The organism is Ruegeria sp. THAF33 (assembly GCF_009363615.1).
Classification (GTDB): Bacteria; Pseudomonadota; Alphaproteobacteria; order Rhodobacterales; family Rhodobacteraceae; genus Ruegeria.
In genome coordinates this window covers 2,772,862-2,792,012 of record NZ_CP045384.1, presented here as the reverse complement: position 1 = coordinate 2,792,012, position 19,151 = coordinate 2,772,862, and the positions used below count along the sequence as shown (strand labels likewise).

The 19,151-nt window shown below is 58.2% G+C and carries 14 protein-coding genes; 13 read left to right on the top strand and 1 reads right to left on the bottom strand.

The genetic code is table 11. The features are described 5' to 3' along the window. Positions 1–14 precede the first annotated feature (14 nt). The 6 genes from ccoG (at position 15) to nusG (ending at position 5,277) form a co-directional block, all read left to right on the top strand. Positions 15–1,442: a cytochrome c oxidase accessory protein CcoG gene (ccoG, locus tag FIU92_RS13975; protein WP_152459186.1), complete on the top strand. Its 1,428-nt coding sequence runs from the start codon at positions 15–17 to the stop codon at positions 1,440–1,442. A 2-nt stretch (positions 1,443–1,444) separates the two neighbouring features. Further along, the gene (locus tag FIU92_RS13970; protein ID WP_152459185.1) at positions 1,445–1,903 is read left to right on the top strand and encodes a FixH family protein; all 459 of its coding nucleotides are present in this window, start codon (positions 1,445–1,447) and stop codon (positions 1,901–1,903) included. Between the two features lie 2 nt (positions 1,904–1,905). Next, positions 1,906–4,083: a heavy metal translocating P-type ATPase gene (locus FIU92_RS13965; RefSeq protein ID WP_152459184.1), complete on the top strand. Its 2,178-nt coding sequence runs from the start codon at positions 1,906–1,908 to the stop codon at positions 4,081–4,083. Between the two features lie 5 nt (positions 4,084–4,088). Then, positions 4,089–4,247, top strand: a complete 159-nt coding sequence (ccoS, locus tag FIU92_RS13960) for a cbb3-type cytochrome oxidase assembly protein CcoS (protein WP_152459183.1) — start codon at positions 4,089–4,091, stop codon at positions 4,245–4,247. A 99-nt stretch (positions 4,248–4,346) separates the two neighbouring features. Beyond that, on the top strand, positions 4,347–4,544 hold the full coding sequence (gene secE / locus FIU92_RS13955; protein ID WP_050605011.1) for a preprotein translocase subunit SecE: 198 nt from the start codon (positions 4,347–4,349) through the stop codon (positions 4,542–4,544). 199 nt (positions 4,545–4,743) lie between these two features. Further along, positions 4,744–5,277, top strand: a complete 534-nt coding sequence (gene nusG, locus FIU92_RS13950; RefSeq protein WP_152459924.1) for a transcription termination/antitermination protein NusG — start codon at positions 4,744–4,746, stop codon at positions 5,275–5,277. An 86-nt stretch (positions 5,278–5,363) separates the two neighbouring features. Here the strand turns inward: nusG and FIU92_RS13945 are convergent, their stop codons facing one another. Beyond that, entirely contained in the window at positions 5,364–6,593 is a 1,230-nt protein-coding gene (locus FIU92_RS13945; RefSeq protein ID WP_152459182.1) for a peptidoglycan-binding domain-containing protein, read from the bottom strand. A gap of 382 nt (positions 6,594–6,975) precedes the next feature. On the opposite strand from FIU92_RS13945, the gene rplK reads away from it, so the two are divergent. From rplK to rpoC, 7 genes are all read left to right on the top strand, one after another. Beyond that, the gene (rplK, locus tag FIU92_RS13940) at positions 6,976–7,425 is read left to right on the top strand and encodes a 50S ribosomal protein L11 (RefSeq protein WP_152459181.1); all 450 of its coding nucleotides are present in this window, start codon (positions 6,976–6,978) and stop codon (positions 7,423–7,425) included. 1 nt (position 7,426) lies between these two features. After that, the gene (gene rplA, locus FIU92_RS13935) at positions 7,427–8,125 is read left to right on the top strand and encodes a 50S ribosomal protein L1 (protein WP_152459180.1); all 699 of its coding nucleotides are present in this window, start codon (positions 7,427–7,429) and stop codon (positions 8,123–8,125) included. A 122-nt stretch (positions 8,126–8,247) separates the two neighbouring features. After that, entirely contained in the window at positions 8,248–9,012 is a 765-nt protein-coding gene (locus tag FIU92_RS13930; RefSeq protein WP_254705311.1) for a nuclear transport factor 2 family protein, read from the top strand. Between the two features lie 322 nt (positions 9,013–9,334). Continuing rightward, entirely contained in the window at positions 9,335–9,853 is a 519-nt protein-coding gene (gene rplJ / locus FIU92_RS13925) for a 50S ribosomal protein L10 (RefSeq protein WP_152459179.1), read from the top strand. Positions 9,854–9,932: 79 nt separating this feature from the next. Then, positions 9,933–10,310: a 50S ribosomal protein L7/L12 gene (gene rplL / locus FIU92_RS13920; RefSeq protein ID WP_152459178.1), complete on the top strand. Its 378-nt coding sequence runs from the start codon at positions 9,933–9,935 to the stop codon at positions 10,308–10,310. A 250-nt stretch (positions 10,311–10,560) separates the two neighbouring features. Then, entirely contained in the window at positions 10,561–14,697 is a 4,137-nt protein-coding gene (rpoB, locus tag FIU92_RS13915; protein WP_152459177.1) for a DNA-directed RNA polymerase subunit beta, read from the top strand. A 50-nt stretch (positions 14,698–14,747) separates the two neighbouring features. Further along, the gene (rpoC, locus tag FIU92_RS13910) at positions 14,748–18,989 is read left to right on the top strand and encodes a DNA-directed RNA polymerase subunit beta' (protein ID WP_152459176.1); all 4,242 of its coding nucleotides are present in this window, start codon (positions 14,748–14,750) and stop codon (positions 18,987–18,989) included. The last annotated feature ends 162 nt before the right edge of the window (positions 18,990–19,151 follow it).

Sequence of the window (19,151 nt, the reverse complement as noted above, 5' to 3'; positions counted from 1 at the left end):
TGTGGAGCCAGCCAGTGAGCGATTCCGATCCCGCCCCCAGCCTTTACGCCGCGCGTGAGCCGATTTTTCCAAGACGTGTTTCGGGGCCGTTTCGAAACCTGAAATGGATCATCCTCATCGTGACACTGGGCATCTACTATGTGACACCCTGGATCAGATGGGATCGTGGCCCCAGCCTGCCTGATCAGGCTGTCCTGCTGGATCTTGCAAATCGACGTTTTTATTTCTTCTGGATCGAGATCTGGCCGCACGAATTCTACTTTGTCGCTGGTCTGCTGATCATGGCAGGGTTGGGTCTGTTCCTGTTTACGTCCGCTCTGGGTCGCGTTTGGTGCGGATACGCATGCCCGCAAACCGTCTGGACGGACCTGTTCATTTTGGTCGAGCGGTGGATTGAAGGCGACAGAAACGCCCGCCTGCGCCTGCACCGTCAGGAAAAGCTTGATCTCCGAAAGGCTCGCCTGCGGGTCACCAAATGGGCGGTCTGGTTTCTGATCGGTTTGGCGACAGGTGGTGCCTGGGTGTTCTATTTCGCGGATGCACCTACGCTGGCCCGTGATCTTGTGACGGGCAACGCGCATCCCATTGCCTACACGACGATGTTGATCCTGACGGGTACAACCTTCTTCTTCGGCGGGTTCGCCCGCGAGCAGATCTGTATCTATGCCTGCCCATGGCCGCGCATTCAGGCGGCGATGATGGATGAGGACACGCTGGTTGTCGGCTATCGCGAATGGCGGGGTGAACCGCGCGGCAAAGGCAAGCGGACGGCCGATTCTGAATTGGGGGATTGCATCGACTGTATGGCCTGCGTGAATGTCTGCCCTGTCGGGATCGATATTCGGGATGGTCAGCAGCTGGAATGCATCACCTGTGCCCTTTGTATCGACGCGTGTGATGACATGATGGCCAAGATCGGAAAGCCACGAGGGCTGATCGACTACATGGCGCTGAGCGATGAAGAGCATGAGCGATCCGGCGAGCCCGCCAAGAATGTCTGGAAGCACATTCTAAGGCCGCGTACGATCATGTACACCGCATTGTGGGCGCTGGTCGGGTTCGGGCTGTTGTTTGCACTCTTCATCCGTTCTGACATCGATCTGACTGTTGCACCGGTCCGCAACCCCACTTTCGTCACCCTGTCGGACGGTACAATCCGCAACACCTATGACGTTCGACTGCGCAACAAGCACGGTGAGGACCGTCTGTTCAAACTGTCTTTGGCGGGCGATCCGGCGATGCGACTGGAAATCGAGGGAACCAAAATCGATACTGTGAATGTCACGGCGGATACGGCACAATTGACCCGTGTATATATCGTGGCCTCCCGCGATAGCGATCCGGCCGCAGCAGAGGCGACGCCAGTACGGATCTGGGTCGAAGACCTCAGCAGCGGCGAACGCGCCTACAAGGACACCACGTTTAACGGACGAGGGAACTGATCATGGCCGAACGTAAATTCACCGGAAAGCACGCTTTGGCCGTGTTTGTCGGCGCTTTTGGCGTGATCATCGCGGTGAACCTCGTGCTGGCGTATAATGCGGTGAAAACCTTTCCCGGGCTGGAGGTCAAGAACTCCTACGTCGCCAGTCAGGAGTTCAACGAGCGCCTGAAAGAGCAGCAGGCGCTGGGCTGGACAGTTCGGGCGGAAACCAAAGGCGGCCTTCTAATCCTGCACATCACCGACGAAAGCGGTGCGCCAGTTGAGGTGAGCGAATTGCAGGCCGTGGTCGGCCGGGCAACCCATTTGCGCGACGACTTCGTGCCGGATTTTACGTTCGACGGTACAGCCTATGCCACGCCTGCTACACTGGGTAAGGGCAACTGGAACATCCGATTGGTGGCGCGTGACGGAAACGGTGCCGAATTCTCGCAGCGCGTCCCGCTTTACGTGAAGGGGTAAGCATGACGGCTCAGCTTTCATCCGGCACAGCAGCTTGCCCGGGCTGCCTTGCGGCCCCGGCAGAACCGGCCCGGCCCATACCGGAAGATGTACAGATCGCCTTGTCGCTGCCGGGCATTCATTGCTCGGCCTGTATCGCGACGGTCGAGCGTGAACTGAACGCGCATCCCGGCGTCGAAGACGCCCGGGTGAACCTGACGCTCAAACGCGCGATGATCAAAGCCACGCCGGAAACGCGTGCAAGCGATCTGATCCCGGTGCTTGAACAGGCAGGATTCGAAGCACATGAGCTTGATCCGGGGGCTTTGTCCGCAACGCAGACGGACAAGGCCGGGCGTGATCTTTTGATGCGGCTGGCCGTGGCCGGGTTTGCATCCATGAACGTGATGTTGCTGTCGGTGTCGGTCTGGTCCGGTGCGACGGATGCAACGCGGGACATGTTCCACTGGATTTCAGCGGCCATCGCGCTGCCCGCCATTGCGTTCTCGGCCCAGCCGTTCTTTGCCAATGCCTGGAGCGCCCTGCGCGTGCGACGGCTGAATATGGATGTGCCGATTGTGCTGGCGATCCTGTTGGCGCTGGTCACGTCGTTGTGGGAAACCGCGTTGAGCGGCGAGCATGCCTATTTCGACGCAGCCCTGACATTGACCTTCTTTCTGCTGGCCGGACGGTATCTTGATTACCGCACCCGTGCCGCGGCGCGATCTGCGGCCGAGGAATTGACCGCGTTGGAAGTTCCCCGCGCCATTCGTGTCGCCGATGGGGTTGAAGATGAAGTTCCCGTTGCCGAGTTGCGCGTCGGAGACCTGATCCTTGTGCGACCGGGTGGGCGCATGCCCGTGGACGGCCAGATCGTGTCGGGTCAGTCCGAACTGGATCGATCCCTTCTGACAGGCGAGACGGTGCCAGTCTTTGCCGAAGCCGGGCAGACTGTGAGCGCGGGTGAAGTCAATCTGACGGGTCCGTTGACAATCCGGGCAACGGCGGTGGGTGAAGACACGTCGCTCCATCGTATGGCTGATCTGGTCGCCATCGCCGAGTCTGGCCGGTCCCGTTATACCTCGTTGGCCGACAAGGCCGCCAAGCTGTATGCGCCGGGTGTTCACATTCTGTCGGCGCTCAGCTTTGTTGGGTGGTACATCTATTCCGGTGACTTGCGCACGGCGCTGAATATCGCGGCGGCTGTTCTGATTATTACCTGCCCCTGTGCGTTGGGTCTGGCCGTGCCAGCAGTAACCACGGCCGCGTCGGGCCGGTTGTTCCGCAAGGGAATGCTGATCAAGCACGCCACAGCTCTGGAACGGCTGTCCGAAGCCGACACGGTTGTATTCGACAAGACGGGCACGCTGACATCCGGCGCACCCGAACTGGTCAATCTGGCAGACCATGCACGCGCCAAGGTCGAGGTCGCTCTGGCGCTGGCCGAGGCTTCTGCACATCCTTTGTCCGTATCACTGGCAAAAGCGGCGCGTGCGGCAGGGATTAAACCAGCAAATGTGCGGGGAATAGCCGAGGTTCCCGGCTATGGCACCGAGGGCGAATTCCGTGGTCAACGTGTTCGTCTGGGGCGGGCGGCCTGGGTCGGCGCGGATCAGGGCGCCGATACTTCAGCCTGGCTTGCAATCGGCGAGGACGCACCCGTGGCCTTCCGATTCTCGGACGCGTTGCGCCCCGGCGCTGCTGAGGCGGCGGATGCCCTGCGTGCTTCGGGCAAACGTGTACTTTTGATTTCAGGGGATTCGCAGGGGGCGGTGCGCGCCTTGGCCGAAAAACTGGGAATCACGGATTGGATCGCCGAGGCTTTGCCGCAGGACAAGGCAAGACGCATTCAGGATCTCAGCGATGAAGGCCACAAAGTTCTGATGGTTGGCGACGGGCTGAACGATACCGCCGCTTTGGCCGCGGCGCATGTGTCGATCTCTCCGGCCTCTGCGCTGGATGCGGCGCGGGTCGCGTCGGATATCGTGCTGTTGGGCAATGATCTTTCGCCCATTGCGGATGCGTGTGACACGGCCGTCAAAGCCACCAGACGCATTCGCGAAAACTTCCAGATCGCAACCGTTTACAACGTGATCGCCGTTCCTCTGGCCGTGATCGGATTGGCGACACCGCTGATCGCGGCCTTGGCGATGTCGACCTCGTCCATTACCGTGTCCCTGAACGCCCTGCGGCTGAGGTAACCTGAATGGAAGTGCTTGCTTATCTGATCCCGATTTCCCTGTTCCTGGGGGGCGTTGGTCTGGCTGCCTTCGTATATACCGTTCGTACGAACCAGTACGAAGACCCCGAAGGTGATGCGCGCCGGATCCTGAGCGACGAATGGGATGACAAACCCAAACCCTGAACGAATGCCCTATAGAGGCAGAGTTGAACCAACTGCCCTTGAAATTGCCGCAATGCCCGGCTATGTCCGGCCCATCCGCTAGCAGAGAGAACACGCCAAATGGCCACCACCAATCCGATCCAGTTCATTCAGCAAGTCCGTGCCGAAGTCTCCAAGGTCGTCTGGCCGACCCGGCGCGAGGTGCTGCTGACCACGGTAATGGTCTTCATCATGGCGGCGCTGACGGCTGTATTTTTCGCTTTGGTCGATTTGGGTATTCGGGGTGGTCTTCAACTGATCCTGGGTGCTTTTAGCTAGACGGGATCAGCGCGCTGAAACGTCTCTGCCCCCTTGCGCTGCGGGCAATGTCAGAGTAGGTGACGCGGTACTATTCGGAATGGGCGTGTGGCGATTCGGGCTGCGCGCCGCTTTTTATTCCGGATGGCGTGACAAGATTTTAATGACGGGTGTGTCCGGTACGCTTGATGCCCCGAAGAAAAACAAGGACGACAGGTTCATGGCGAAACGGTGGTACTCGGTCAGCGTTCTTTCGAATTTCGAAAAGAAGATCGCAGAACAGATCCGCACGTCGGTGGCTGAACAGGGCCTTGAGGACGATATCGACGAAGTTCTGGTGCCCACCGAAGAGGTGATCGAAGTGCGCCGGGGCAAGAAGGTCACGACCGAACGCCGCTTTATGCCTGGTTACGTTCTGGTGCATATGGAAATGTCGGATCAGGGGTATCACCTGATCAACTCGATCAACCGCGTCACCGGTTTCCTGGGCCCGCAAGGCCGCCCGATGCCGATGCGCGACGCCGAAGTGAACCAGATCCTGAACCGTGTTCAGGAAGGTGAAGAAGCACCCAAGCTGATGATCAGCTTCGAGGTCGGTGAGAAGGTCAAAGTCAACGACGGCCCGTTCGAAGATTTCGACGGCATGGTCGAAGGTGTGGACGACGAGAACCAGAAGCTGAAGGTTTCGGTTTCGATCTTCGGCCGGGAAACTCCGGTCGAGCTGGATTTCACGCAGGTCACCAAGCAGAGCTGAGGAAACATTCCTCGAGAATTGAAACGCCGCGATGCCAAGGGCAACGCGGCGTTTTTTGTTTGGGTATTCGCTGAAAACGGATCGACCTATTGCGCCTGAACCATGGCCGCGCGCAAGAGTTGCGGGCGGTCGGTCTGCGAGGGCAGGAACACAGCCTGCGATCCGGCATCCAGTGCCGACAGGCTCGCGTCATACCACTGCATCGCAAGATCGCGACGTTTCTGTACACCGAAGCCTTCGCGCAGATGGTGGCCAATCAGCTCGCCATAGGCGGGCTCACCCATTGCGACCAGCATCAGGGCAGACCCAAGAGCGGCATCCATGTTGTCCTGACGATAGCCAATCGCCAGGCAGACCTTGCTTGTCGCGGCAAGATCTTGGGGGCTGAGGCCCGAGTCCAGCGCCAGCTTACGCATCTGGGTTTCAGCCTCGGTTTTCGAGTTGATAGACAGAGCATCAACCTGAGGCGCCACCATTTCACCATACGAGTCGCATTGAGCACTGACCTGATCCGGCGTGAGCCCCTGGATATCCTGAATCAGATCTTCACCGCGCGCCATCGCGTAGCTGCGGGCAAGACAGAACTGTTCGCTGAGCGCAAAGTCGGGATCCGACATGTTCGCCAGGGTCGTATAACCGCCATTGGTAGATGTTTGCAGCATGACCCCGCTACAGCGATTGGCCAGCGACGGGCCTCCGGTGCCGCCGGAAAACAGGCTCGGCAGGCTGGCAGACGTTGTTTCGGTTGTCTCCGGCTCAGGTTCTTGCGGTGTCGCAACCGGAACAGGTTGTGCCGGGGCGGCTTGTGCCGGAGCTTGCGGGGCAGTAGCCAAAGCAGATCCCGTCTGCACCTGACGGCGATACGCCATCAGAAGTGGTTGGCCCGCAAGTTGAGTCGTCGCCTGTCCACCGCTTGTGGCCCAATAGTAGGCTTGCATCAGAAAGTCATACTGATACGGCTGAAAATCATAGCCGTTTATAGGATAACCCATCGAGGCCTGATAGCGTTCGATTGCGGACCGGGTGCCGCGACCGACCTGACCATCGACCCGTCCTGCATTGTACCCGAAGTAATTGAGCGCGGTCTGAGTTTGCGCGCCTTGCGTGGTCGATGGAATACCTGACCGATAGGTGCGGTTCGATGAAGTTGTTCTCTGAGATTTTTTCTTTTGTTGGTCCTTGCCGATCGCGTAACCAACGATCCCGCCGACGACCGCACCACCAAGAAACTCTCCAGCGTCGGCCCGCGCCGTTTGAGGGATAGCAGCAGCAAGAGAAAAGGCGATGCCAAGAGTTAAAGCTAAACGAAGTATCATAATTAATCTCCACCAATAATCACAATTTTTAAGGAGTATAGCACGGTCATCTGCGTTGTGGCGAAGCAAGCGCCAATGTCGCGTTCAATTGGCGGCAAACTGGCGGTTTTACATGTCTTTGCAGATTGTTAGAGGAATTCGAAACTGTACGGACATTCGCGTGCAATCACGCAGGCAGAAAGAATCCTCTCAGGGTTTGATTCGGTACAACCCGAATGGTGCACCAACCACTTGTCATCTCTCCTGATCCCATGTAAACGCCGCCTTTATCGTCTTCGGGCGAGATTCTCTCGTGGGAGGTTGCTGGGGTCGCGATCCCGGACCGGACCACGCAACATAATCTGGGTGGGACGCGTTTCACCCAAGTTGAAAGGAAAACCAAATGGCCAAGAAGCTTGCTGGTACAATGAAACTGCAGGTTCCTGCAGGTCAGGCGAACCCGTCGCCGCCAGTTGGTCCGGCGCTGGGTCAGCGCGGTATCAACATCATGGAATTCTGCAAGGCGTTCAACGCCAAGACAGCAGACATGGAGCCCGGCGCTCCGTGCCCGACCGTGATCACCTATTATCAGGACAAGTCCTTCACCATGGACATCAAGACGCCGCCCGCGTCTTATTACCTGAAAAAAGCAGCTGGTCTGAAGCCGGTCGGCAAGCGTAACCGTCCCCGCGGCGCGGAAAACCCAGGTCGTGAGACCGTGGCAACCGTGACCTCGAAGCAGGTTCGCGAAATCGCCGAAGCCAAAATGAAAGATCTGAACGCCAACGACATCGAAGGCGCAATGCAGATCATCCTGGGCTCGGCCCGCTCCATGGGCATCGAGGTGAAGTAAGATGGCAAAACTCGGTAAACGTACCCGCGCTGCGCGCGAAGCCGTCGTCGGCAAGGAAAACCTGTCGGTTGATGAAGCAGTTGCCCTGGTCAAAGCCAACGCAACCGCGAAATTCGACGAGACCATCGAAATCGCGATGAACCTGGGCGTTGACACCCGTCACGCAGACCAGATGGTTCGCGGTGTTGTCGGCCTGCCGAACGGCACCGGTAAAGCGATGCGCGTTGCTGTTTTCGCTCGTGGCCCCAAGGCAGACGAAGCGAAAGAAGCAGGCGCGGATATCGTTGGTGCAGAAGACCTGATGGAAACCATTCAGGGTGGCACCATCGAATTTGATCGCTGCATTGCTACCCCGGACATGATGCCGATCGTCGGTCGTTTGGGTAAAGTTCTGGGCCCCCGCAACCTGATGCCGAACCCCAAAGTTGGTACCGTGACCATGGACGTGAAAGCGGCCGTGGAAGCAGCCAAGGGTGGTGAAGTTCAGTTCAAGGCGGAAAAAGGCGGCGTTGTGCATGCCGGTGTTGGCAAAGCGTCGTTCGACGAAGCCAAACTGGCTGAAAACGTCCGCGCGTTTGTCTCAGCTGTTGCCAAGGCGAAACCGTCGGGCGCCAAAGGCACCTACATGAAGAAAATCGCGCTGAGCTCGACCATGGGCCCCGGTGTGACCGTTGATGTAGCAGAGGCCTCGGGCGAGTAAGTCAGACAAATCTGATGAAAAGAATTGATCCCGGGTGGTGCAAACTGCCCGGGATTTTCATTTTGCCGGGTTCGGTGCGAAGATAAATCGCATGCATTTCAGTTCTAGGAATCGAACGGACCATGGCTATGGAAACTAAGCGCGAACTCCTCCAAAGATTTCTTAAGGGTTTGGAGACCGGTGACGCCATGGCGGCAGCGGTTGTGAATGAAGAGAAGTACATCCAGCACAACCCTCAAACTCACGAAGGCAGCGAAGGTATTGCCGACCTGTTCGCAAGGCTGTCCAAAACCTCACCCAAGGTTACATTTAAAAGGGTTTTCGAGGATGGCGACTTTGCCTTTGCGCATATTGAGTACGATTTCAGTAGCCTGCGCGCCGCGTTCGAGGTGTTTCGGTTCGAAGATGGCAAAGCCGTAGAGCATTGGGACAACATTCAGCCCTTGCGCAGTCCAAACCTTTCTGGGCGTGGAATGCTGGATGGCCACACCGAAGTAACGGACCTGGAGAAGACGGAAGAAAACCGGGCCGCTAGCAGCATGTTTGTCACAGAGGTTCTGATAAAGCGCAGGTTTGACAGATTGGCGGACTTTGTTGCAGAGGATCTAAAACAGCACAATCCGGACATGGCCGACGGAATCGTAGCGCTCAAGAACGTGTTGGAAGGAACAAACGAAAGCGGGACAAAATTTGTCTACAAGCATTTGCATCGGGTTTTGGCAGAGGGAAATTTCGTCCTTTGCGTGTGTGAAGGGGAAAGAAATGGGGTGCATTCCAGCTTTTATGATTTGTATCGTTGGGACGCTGATCAGATCGTCGAACATTGGAGCACCATCGAAGCGGTTCCGCCGCGCGAGGAATGGAAAAACGACAACGGGAAGTTCTGAAAAGATGCCCTTGGAATTTGGGTGCTGTATGATCTGAATTGGGTGCAATTTACCCCTTGGAAACCCCCTCCATCTGCCCTAAGAAGACCTGCGGAACAAAGCGTGCGATTCGTCGTGCGCTTTGTTTCGTTTCGTCCAAGACGGTGGGTGGGTCCGTTCGGCCCCTTAATTCCCTGCCTGAGACGGGTAAGACCAAAGAATTCTGGGGGTCCCACCCTCGGGCGCATTTTGGCCAATCCCGTAACAAGGACCTGAACGCCGGAGCGAAAGCTGCGGCAAATATGAGCCGGGGTGAGATTTCGCCCCTAACTTGGAGAGAACTGTGGATAGAGCCCAGAAAGAGAAAGTGGTCGAGGAACTCGGCCAAATCTTCGAAAGCTCTGGCGTCGTAGTGGTTGCCCACTACGCCGGTCTGACAGTTGCCGAGATGCAGGACCTGCGCGCGCGTGCACGCGAAGCGGGCGGTTCCGTGCGTGTTGCCAAGAACAGGCTCGCCAAAATCGCCCTTGAGGGTAAGCCGTGTGCAAACATGGCCGACCTGCTGACAGGGATGACCGTTCTGACCTATTCCGAGGACCCCGTGGCAGCAGCCAAGGTAGCCGAGGACTTCGCCAAGGAGAACAAAAAGTTCGAAATCCTTGGCGGTGCAATGGGCGAGAACGCTCTGGACCGCAAAGGCGTCGAAGCTGTTTCGAAAATGCCGTCTCGCGAGGAGCTTATTGCTTCGATCGTTGGCTGCATTGGCGCACCTGCTTCGAACATCGCCGGCGCGATTGGCGCACCTGCAAGCAATATCGCAAGCATCCTTTCCACCATCGAAGAGAAGGCGGAAGCTGCGTAAGCGGTTGGCACTGAATGATCTGCGTGGGGCATGTGCCCTGACGTTGGAACACACACTGTAAACGGAAAGAGCTGATAAAATGGCTGATCTGAAAGCACTCGCAGAAAGCATCGTGGGTCTGACCCTGCTGGAAGCACAAGAACTGAAAACCATCCTCAAAGACGAATACGGCATCGAGCCCGCAGCTGGCGGCGCCGTAATGGTCGCAGGTGCAGCTGGCGACGCCGGCGGCGCAGCTGAGGAAGAAAAAACCGAATTCGACGTCGTTCTGAAGAACGCCGGCGCATCGAAAATCAACGTCATCAAAGAAGTTCGCGGCATCACCGGCCTGGGCCTGAAAGAAGCCAAGGAACTGGTCGAAGCCGGCGGCAAGATCAAAGAAGGCGTGGACAAAGCAGAAGCAGAAGACGTCAAAGCCAAGCTGGAAGCAGCTGGCGCCGAAGTCGAACTGGCCTAAGCTTATTCTCAGGTGCATCGCTGATGTGCCGAAAAATTTGGCTGGGTCCGGAGAAATCCGGGTCCAGCCGAACCTGTCTTAGAAAAGGCCTCAAGACGCGAGGCGTTTTCTAAGGCACGGTTTTCGGATCGGGAGGCCGCCTTCGGGACGGTGGCCATGAATTGATCCGTACGTGTTGTCTCGATTGTGCAAGATGCCGGGGCCCGACGGTGTCTTTGCCCGCTGAGAACATCGAAAGGTGACATCTGACATGGCTCAAACGTTCCTTGGCCAGAAACGTCTTCGTAAATATTACGGCAAAATCCGCGAAGTGCTGGAAATGCCGAACCTCATTGAGGTCCAGAAATCTTCTTATGATCTTTTCCTGCGCTCCGGCGATGCAGAGCAGCCCACCGACGGCGAAGGCATCAAAGGCGTGTTCCAGTCGGTTTTCCCGATCAAGGATTTCAACGAAACCTCCGTTCTGGAATTCGTGAAATACGATCTGGAAAAACCCAAATACGACGTTGAAGAATGTATGCAACGCGACATGACCTACAGCGCGCCGCTGAAGGTAACACTGCGTCTGATCGTTTTTGATGTCGATGAGGACACCGGCGCAAAATCGGTAAAGGACATCAAGGAACAGGATGTCTTCATGGGCGATATGCCTTTGATGACGCCGAACGGCACCTTTGTCGTGAACGGGACCGAGCGTGTGATCGTATCCCAGATGCACCGTTCGCCCGGCGTGTTCTTTGACCACGACAAAGGCAAGACTCATTCCTCGGGCAAGCTGCTGTTTGCCTGCCGCATCATCCCGTATCGCGGCAGCTGGCTGGACTTCGAGTTTGACGCCAAGGACATCGTGTTCGCCCGGATCGACCGTCGCCGCAAACTGCCTGTGACAACCCTGCTTTATGCGCTGGGTCTGGATCAGGAAGGCATCATGGACGCGTATTACAACACCGTGTCCTACAAGCTGGACAAGAACAAGGGTTGGGTCACACCGTTCTTCCCCGAGCGCGTGCGCGGCACCCGCCCGACCTATGATCTGGTTGACGCCAAATCCGGTGAAGTGATTGCCGAAGCGGGCAAGAAAGTTACCCCGCGCGCGGTCAAGAAGCTGATCGACGAAGGCACCGTCACTGATCTGCTGGTTCCGTTTGATCACATCGTCGGCAAGTTTGTCGCCAAGGACATCATCAACGAAGAAACCGGCGCGATCTATGTCGAAGCCGGTGATGAGCTGACCCTGGAATACGACAAGGATGGCGACCTGATCGGTGGCACCGTCAAGGAACTGATCGATGCGGGCATCACCGACATCCCGGTTCTGGACATCGACAACGTCAATGTAGGCCCCTACATGCGCAACACCATGGCTCAGGACAAGAACCTGAACCGTGAAAGCGCGCTGATGGACATCTACCGCGTCATGCGTCCGGGTGAGCCGCCTACCGTCGAGGCTGCGTCGGCTCTGTTCGATACGTTGTTCTTCGACAGCGAGCGGTATGATCTGTCCGCTGTTGGCCGCGTGAAGATGAACATGCGTCTGGCTCTGGATGCGCCGGATACTCTGCGTACCCTGCGCCGCGAAGACATCGTGGCCTGCATTAAGGCGCTGGTGGAACTGCGTGACGGCAAGGGCGACGTGGACGATATCGACCACCTCGGCAACCGTCGTGTGCGTTCGGTCGGCGAACTGATGGAAAACCAGTACCGCGTCGGTCTGCTGCGCATGGAGCGCGCCATCAAAGAGCGTATGTCGTCGGTCGAGATCGACACCGTCATGCCGCAGGACCTGATCAACGCGAAACCGGCGGCGGCGGCTGTTCGTGAATTCTTCGGCAGCTCGCAGCTGTCGCAGTTCATGGACCAGACCAACCCGCTGTCCGAGGTTACCCACAAACGCCGTCTTTCGGCGCTTGGCCCCGGTGGTCTGACACGTGAACGTGCGGGCTTTGAGGTGCGCGACGTGCACCCGACCCACTATGGCCGGATGTGCCCGATCGAAACGCCCGAAGGTCCGAACATCGGTCTGATCAACTCGCTGGCCACCTTTGCCCGCGTGAACAAGTATGGCTTCATCGAAACACCGTACCGCGTCGTCAAAGACGCCGAGGTGACCGATGAGGTTCACTACATGTCCGCGACCGAGGAGATGCGTCACACCGTGGCGCAGGCGAACGCGACCTTGGATGCCGATGGCAAGTTCATCAATGATCTGGTTTCGACCCGTCAGGCCGGTGACTACACGCTTGCCCCGCGTGAGAATGTGGACCTGATCGACGTGTCGCCGAAACAGCTGGTCTCGGTCGCTGCATCGCTGATCCCGTTCCTTGAAAATGACGACGCCAACCGCGCTCTGATGGGCTCGAACATGCAACGTCAGGCGGTTCCGCTGCTGCGGGCCGAGGCACCGCTGGTCGGTACCGGTATCGAGGAAAAGGTTGCGATTGACTCGGGTGCTGCGATTCAGGCGAAACGCGCCGGTATCATCGACCAGGTCGATGCCCAGCGTATCGTGATCCGCGCCACCGAGGATTTGGAACTGGGCGACGCTGGCGTTGACATCTATCGTTTGCGCAAATTCCAGCGTTCGAACCAGAATACCTGCATCAACCAGCGTCCGCTGATCAAGGTGGGTGACACCGTCCAGAAGGGCGAGGTTATTGCCGACGGTCCGTCGACCGATATGGGTGAACTGGCTCTGGGTAAGAACGTGGTCGTCGCGTTCATGCCGTGGAACGGTTACAACTACGAAGACTCGATCCTGATCAGCGAACGTATCGCGCGTGATGACGTCTTTACCTCGGTCCATATCGAGGAATTCGAAGTCGCCGCCCGTGACACCAAGCTGGGCCCGGAAGAGATCACCCGCGACATCCCGAATGTCGGTGAAGAAGCGCTGCGCAACCTCGACGAGGCGGGCATCGTTTACATCGGCGCGGATGTTGAACCGGGCGATATTCTGGTCGGCAAGATCACTCCGAAGGGCGAAAGCCCGATGACCCCGGAAGAAAAGCTGCTGCGCGCCATCTTCGGTGAAAAAGCATCTGACGTGCGCGACACCTCGCTGCGCGTGAAGCCGGGCGATTACGGTACGGTCGTTGAGGTTCGCGTGTTCAACCGTCACGGCGTCGAGAAAGATGAGCGTGCGCTGCAGATCGAGCGTGAGGAAGTCGAACGTCTGGCCCGTGACCGGGACGACGAGCTGGCGATCCTTGACCGCAACATCTATGCGCGTCTGCAAGGTCTGATCCTGGGCAAAACCGCTGTCAAAGGCCCGAAAGGCGTCAAGGCAGGGTCGGTGATCACCGAGGAGCTGCTGGAAACCCTGACCCGTGGTCAGTGGTGGCAGCTGGCGCTGGAAGACGAGCAGGATGCACAGATCGTCGAAGCTCTGAACGAGCAGTACGAAGTGCAAAAGCGTGCTCTGGACGCCCGTTTCGAAGACAAGGTCGAGAAAGTCCGTCGTGGCGACGATCTGCCGCCGGGTGTGATGAAGATGGTCAAAGTCTTCATCGCCGTGAAGCGCAAGTTGCAGCCGGGCGACAAGATGGCTGGTCGCCACGGGAACAAAGGTGTGATTTCCAAGGTTGTTCCGATGGAAGACATGCCGTTCCTGGCCGATGGTACGCCGGTCGACTTCTGTCTGAACCCGCTGGGTGTGCCGTCGCGTATGAACGTCGGTCAGATCCTTGAAACCCACATGGGGTGGGCCGCACGCGGTCTGGGTCTGAACATCGATGAGGCGCTGCAGGAATACCGCCGTTCGGGCGACCTGACGCCGGTACGTGACGCGATGAAACACGCCTATGGCGAGGATGTCTATGAAGAGGGCATCAGCGGCATGGACGAGGACCAGCTGATCGAAGCGGCCAGCAACGTCACCCGCGGTGTTCCGATCGCAACCCCGGTCTTTGACGGCGCCAAAGAGGCTGACGTCAACGACGCACTGGTGCGCGCGGGCTTCTCGGAAAGCGGTCAGTCGATCCTGTTCGACGGTCGTACCGGTGAGCAATTCGCGCGTCCGGTCACCGTGGGCATCAAGTACCTGCTGAAACTGCATCACCTGGTGGACGACAAAATCCACGCGCGTTCGACCGGGCCGTACAGCCTGGTGACCCAGCAGCCGCTGGGTGGTAAGGCGCAGTTCGGTGGTCAGCGCTTTGGTGAGATGGAAGTCTGGGCTCTGGAAGCTTACGGCGCCGCCTACACCCTGCAGGAGATGCTCACCGTGAAATCGGATGACGTCGCCGGCCGGACCAAGGTCTATGAGTCGATCGTCAAGGGCGAGGATAACTTTGAAGCGGGCGTACCGGAATCGTTCAACGTTCTGGTGAAAGAAGTCCGCGGCCTCGGCCTGAATATGGAACTCCTGGATGCGGAGGTTGAGGAGTAAGGGCGCTGCCCTTTCTCCCGTCCCCCCTTCCGCAAGATTTGAGGTAACAAATGAACCAGGAAATCACCAACAACCCGTTCAACCCGCTGACGCCCCCGAAGGTTTTCGACGAGATCAAGGTCTCGCTGGCGAGCCCTGAGCGGATTCTGTCTTGGTCCTATGGCGAGATCAAGAAACCCGAAACCATCAACTACCGGACGTTCAAGCCCGAGCGTGACGGTCTGTTCTGCGCGCGTATCTTTGGCCCGATCAAAGATTACGAATGTCTGTGCGGCAAATACAAGCGGATGAAATATCGCGGCGTTGTCTGCGAAAAATGCGGCGTGGAAGTCACCTTGCAGAAAGTCCGCCGCGAGCGTATGGGCCATATCGAACTGGCCGCGCCCGTCGCACATATCTGGTTCCTGAAATCGCTGCCGTCCCGCATCGGTCTGATGCTGGACATGACGCTACGCGATCTGGAACGTGTTCTGTACTTTGAAAACTACGTCGTCATCGAGCCCGGTCTGACCGACCTGACCTACGGCCAGATGTTGACCGAAGAAGAGTACATGGATGCGCAGGATGCTTATGGCATGGACGCGTTCACCGCGAATATCGGTGCCGAAGCCATCCGTGAGATGCTGGCCCAGATCGATCTGGAAGCCGAAGCCGAGCAGCTGCGCGCTGATCTGGCCGAAGCAACCGGTGAACTGAAGCCCAAGAAGATCATCAAGCGTCTGAAAGTTGTCGAATCCTTCCTCGAGTCGGGCAACCGGCCCGAGTGGATGGTGATGACCGTAATCCCGGTCATTCCGCCGGAACTGCGTCCGCTGGTTCCGCTGGACGGTGGCCGGTTCGCGACTTCGGATCTGAACGATCTGTATCGCCGCGTCATCAACCGGAACAACCGTCTGAAGCGTTTGATCGAGCTGCGCGCACCTGACATCATCGTCCGCAACGAAAAGCGGATGTTGCAGGAATCCGTGGATGCCTTGTTCGACAACGGCCGTCGTGGCCGCGTGATCACCGGCGCCAACAAGCGTCCGCTGAAATCGCTGTCGGACATGCTGAAAGGTAAGCAGGGCCGCTTCCGTCAGAACCTTTTGGGTAAGCGCGTCGACTTCTCGGGCCGTTCGGTCATCGTTACCGGTCCGGAGCTGAAGCTGCACCAGTGTGGTCTGCCCAAGAAGATGGCGCTGGAGCTGTTCAAGCCGTTCATCTACTCGCGCCTTGAAGCTAAGGGTCTGTCTTCGACCGTGAAACAGGCGAAGAAACTAGTCGAGAAAGAGCGTCCCGAAGTGTGGGATATCCTCGACGAGGTGATCCGCGAACACCCTGTCATGCTGAACCGTGCGCCGACGCTGCACCGTCTTGGCATTCAGGCATTCGAGCCGGTCCTGATCGAAGGTAAAGCCATCCAGCTGCACCCGCTGGTCTGTTCGGCCTTTAACGCCGACTTCGACGGCGACCAGATGGCCGTTCACGTGCCCCTCAGCCTTGAGGCACAGCTGGAAGCGCGCGTTCTGATGATGTCGACGAACAACGTTCTGTCGCCTGCAAACGGCGCGCCGATCATCGTTCCGTCGCAGGATATGATCCTGGGTCTGTACTATGTGACCCTGGAACGCGAAGGTATGCCGGGCGAAGGCAAGGTCTTTGGGTCGATCGAAGAAGTTCAGCACGCGCTGGATGCGGGCGAGGTGCATCTGCACTCGAAAATCACGGCCCGGATCACGCAGATCGACGAGGAAGGCAACGAAGTTCAGAAGCGCTATGAAACCACTCCGGGCCGTCTGCGTCTGGGTGCTTTGCTGCCAATGAACAACAAGGCGCCGTTCGATCTGGTCAACCGTCTGCTGCGGAAGAAAGAAGTGCAGCAGGTGATCGACACCGTCTACCGTTACTGCGGTCAGAAAGAGTCGGTGATCTTCTGTGACCAGATCATGTCGATGGGCTTCAAGGAAGCGTTCAAGGCGGGCATCTCGTTCGGCAAGGATGACATGGTCATTCCGAAGGACAAGTGGAGCATCGTCGATGACACCCGCAGCCAGGTGAAAGACTTTGAACAACAGTACATGGACGGCCTGATCACTCAGGGCGAAAAGTACAACAAGGTTGTTGATGCCTGGTCGAAGTGTAACGACCGCGTGACCGAGGCAATGATGAGCACGATCTCGGACGTTGCCAAGGCCGAAGACGGGTCGGACATGGAGCCGAACTCGGTCTACATGATGGCCCACTCGGGTGCGCGTGGCTCGGTCACTCAGATGAAACAGCTGGGCGGTATGCGTGGCCTGATGGCCAAACCGAACGGTGACATCATCGAGACGCCGATCATCTCGAACTTCAAAGAAGGTCTGACCGTTCTCGAGTACTTCAACTCGACCCACGGTGCCCGTAAGGGTCTGTCGGATACCGCTCTGAAGACGGCGAACTCGGGTTACCTGACCCGTCGTCTGGTGGACGTGGCGCAAGACTGTATCGTTCGTGAGATCGACTGCGGCACCGAGCGTGCGATCACTGCCGAAGCAGCCGTTAACGACGGTGAGGTTGTCGCCTCGCTGGCCGAGCGCGTGTTGGGCCGTGTGGCCGCTGACGATGTTCTGCGTCCGGGCACCGATGAGGTGATCGTCGCAGCCGGTCAGCTGATCGACGAACGTATGGCCGACACCATCGACGAAGCCGGCGTTCAGTCGATGCGCATCCGCTCGCCTCTGACCTGTGAGTCCGAGGAAGGCGTCTGTGCGACCTGCTATGGTCGTGACCTTGCACGCGGTACGATGGTGAACACAGGTGAAGCCGTCGGCATCATCGCGGCTCAGTCGATCGGTGAACCGGGTACACAGCTGACCATGCGGACCTTCCACATCGGTGGTGTTGCGCAAGGTGGTCAGCAGTCGTTCCAGGAAGCCAGCCAGGAAGGTATCGTTTCCTTCGAGAACCCGCAGATTCTGGTCAACGCAGCCGGCGAAAGCCTGGTCATGGGCCGGAACATGAAGCTGGTGATCAAGGACGAACACGGCGAAGAGCGTGCCAGCCACAAGCTGGGCTACGGCTCCAAGCTGTTCGTCAAGGACGGCACCAAGGTGGCCCGTGGCGACAAGCTGTTCGAGTGGGACCCGTACACCTTGCCGATCATCGCCGAGAAAGCCGGTACTGCGAAATATGTCGATCTGGTTTCGGGCCTCGCTGTCCGCGACGAGACCGACGAAGCAACCGGTATGACGCAGAAGATCGTGATCGACTGGCGCGCCGCCCCCAAAGGCAGCGACCTCAAGCCCGAGATCATTCTGGTTGGCGAAGATGGCGAGCCGGTCCGCAACGATGCGGGTAACCCGGTTCACTATCCGATGTCGGTCGATGCGATCCTGTCGGTCGAAGACGGCCAGAAGGTCGAAGCCGGTGACGTCGTCGCGCGTATCCCGCGCGAAGGTGCCAAGACCAAGGACATCACCGGTGGTCTGCCGCGTGTGGCCGAACTGTTCGAAGCGCGCCGTCCCAAGGATCACGCGATCATCGCCGAGGCCGATGGTTATGTGCGCTTTGGCCGCGACTACAAGAACAAGCGCCGCATCAGCATCGAACCGGCTGACGAGTCCATGGAGACCATCGAGTACATGGTACCCAAGGGCAAGCACATCCCGGTCGCCGAAGGGGACTTCATCCAGAAGGGTGAATACCTGATGGACGGTAACCCGGCTCCGCATGACATCCTGTCCATCATGGGTGTCGAAGCGCTGGCGGATTACATGATCGACGAGGTGCAGGACGTGTATCGTCTGCAGGGCGTGAAGATCAACGACAAGCACATCGAGGTCATCGTGCGCCAGATGCTGCAGAAGTGGGAGATCCTGGATTCAGGCGACACCACCCTGCTGAAAGGCGAGCATGTCGACAAGCAAGAGTTCGACGCGGCCAACGAAAAGACCATCGCCCGCGGTGGTCGCCCTGCTCAGGGTGAGCCGATCCTGTTGGGGATCACCAAGGCCTCGTTGCAGACGCGCTCGTTCATCTCGGCGGCGTCGTTCCAGGAGACCACCCGCGTGCTGACCGAAGCTTCGGTTCAGGGCAAGAAGGACAAACTGGTCGGCCTGAAAGAGAACGTCATCGTCGGTCGCCTGATCCCCGCCGGTACCGGTGGTGCAACGCAGGCTGTCCGCCACATCGCGCAGTCGCGTGACAACGTGGTGATCGAAGCCCGCCGGGAAGAGGCCGAGGCCGCCGCCGCCCTGGCCGCGCCGATCATGGATGATGATATGGTCGGGGATGAGCTGGACGTTCTGGTCGAAACACCGGAAAGCCGCGAATAAACCGCGTCATTCAGAACCAAAAAAGGCCCTGCGATTTCGTGGGGCCTTTTTTCGTCGCCTCTCCTGCTACGCAATTGTGAACCGTCGTGACAGAGCACAGCCTTTGACGCGATTGCATCAGGCTTGTGGTTCTTCAATCGGTGGTTTAGCGATATTCTGTGT

What these genes read in the sequence shown, in the direction of transcription:
- FIU92_RS13970 (WP_152459185.1), top strand. Translation starts at nt 1,445, where the DNA reads ATGGCCGAACGTAAATTCACCGGAAAGCACGCTTTGGCCGTGTTTGTC.
- FIU92_RS13930 (WP_254705311.1), top strand. Translation starts at nt 8,248, where the DNA reads ATGGCTATGGAAACTAAGCGCGAACTCCTCCAAAGATTTCTTAAGGGT.
- secE (WP_050605011.1), top strand. Translation starts at nt 4,347, where the DNA reads ATGGCCACCACCAATCCGATCCAGTTCATTCAGCAAGTCCGTGCCGAA.
- rplK (WP_152459181.1), top strand. Translation starts at nt 6,976, where the DNA reads ATGGCCAAGAAGCTTGCTGGTACAATGAAACTGCAGGTTCCTGCAGGT.
- rpoB (WP_152459177.1), top strand. Translation starts at nt 10,561, where the DNA reads ATGGCTCAAACGTTCCTTGGCCAGAAACGTCTTCGTAAATATTACGGC.
- nusG (WP_152459924.1), top strand. Translation starts at nt 4,744, where the DNA reads ATGGCGAAACGGTGGTACTCGGTCAGCGTTCTTTCGAATTTCGAAAAG.
- FIU92_RS13945 (WP_152459182.1), bottom strand. Translation starts at nt 6,593, where the DNA reads ATGATACTTCGTTTAGCTTTAACTCTTGGCATCGCCTTTTCTCTTGCT.
- rplL (WP_152459178.1), top strand. Translation starts at nt 9,933, where the DNA reads ATGGCTGATCTGAAAGCACTCGCAGAAAGCATCGTGGGTCTGACCCTG.
- ccoS (WP_152459183.1), top strand. Translation starts at nt 4,089, where the DNA reads ATGGAAGTGCTTGCTTATCTGATCCCGATTTCCCTGTTCCTGGGGGGC.
- rplA (WP_152459180.1), top strand. Translation starts at nt 7,427, where the DNA reads ATGGCAAAACTCGGTAAACGTACCCGCGCTGCGCGCGAAGCCGTCGTC.
- rpoC (WP_152459176.1), top strand. Translation starts at nt 14,748, where the DNA reads ATGAACCAGGAAATCACCAACAACCCGTTCAACCCGCTGACGCCCCCG.
- FIU92_RS13965 (WP_152459184.1), top strand. Translation starts at nt 1,906, where the DNA reads ATGACGGCTCAGCTTTCATCCGGCACAGCAGCTTGCCCGGGCTGCCTT.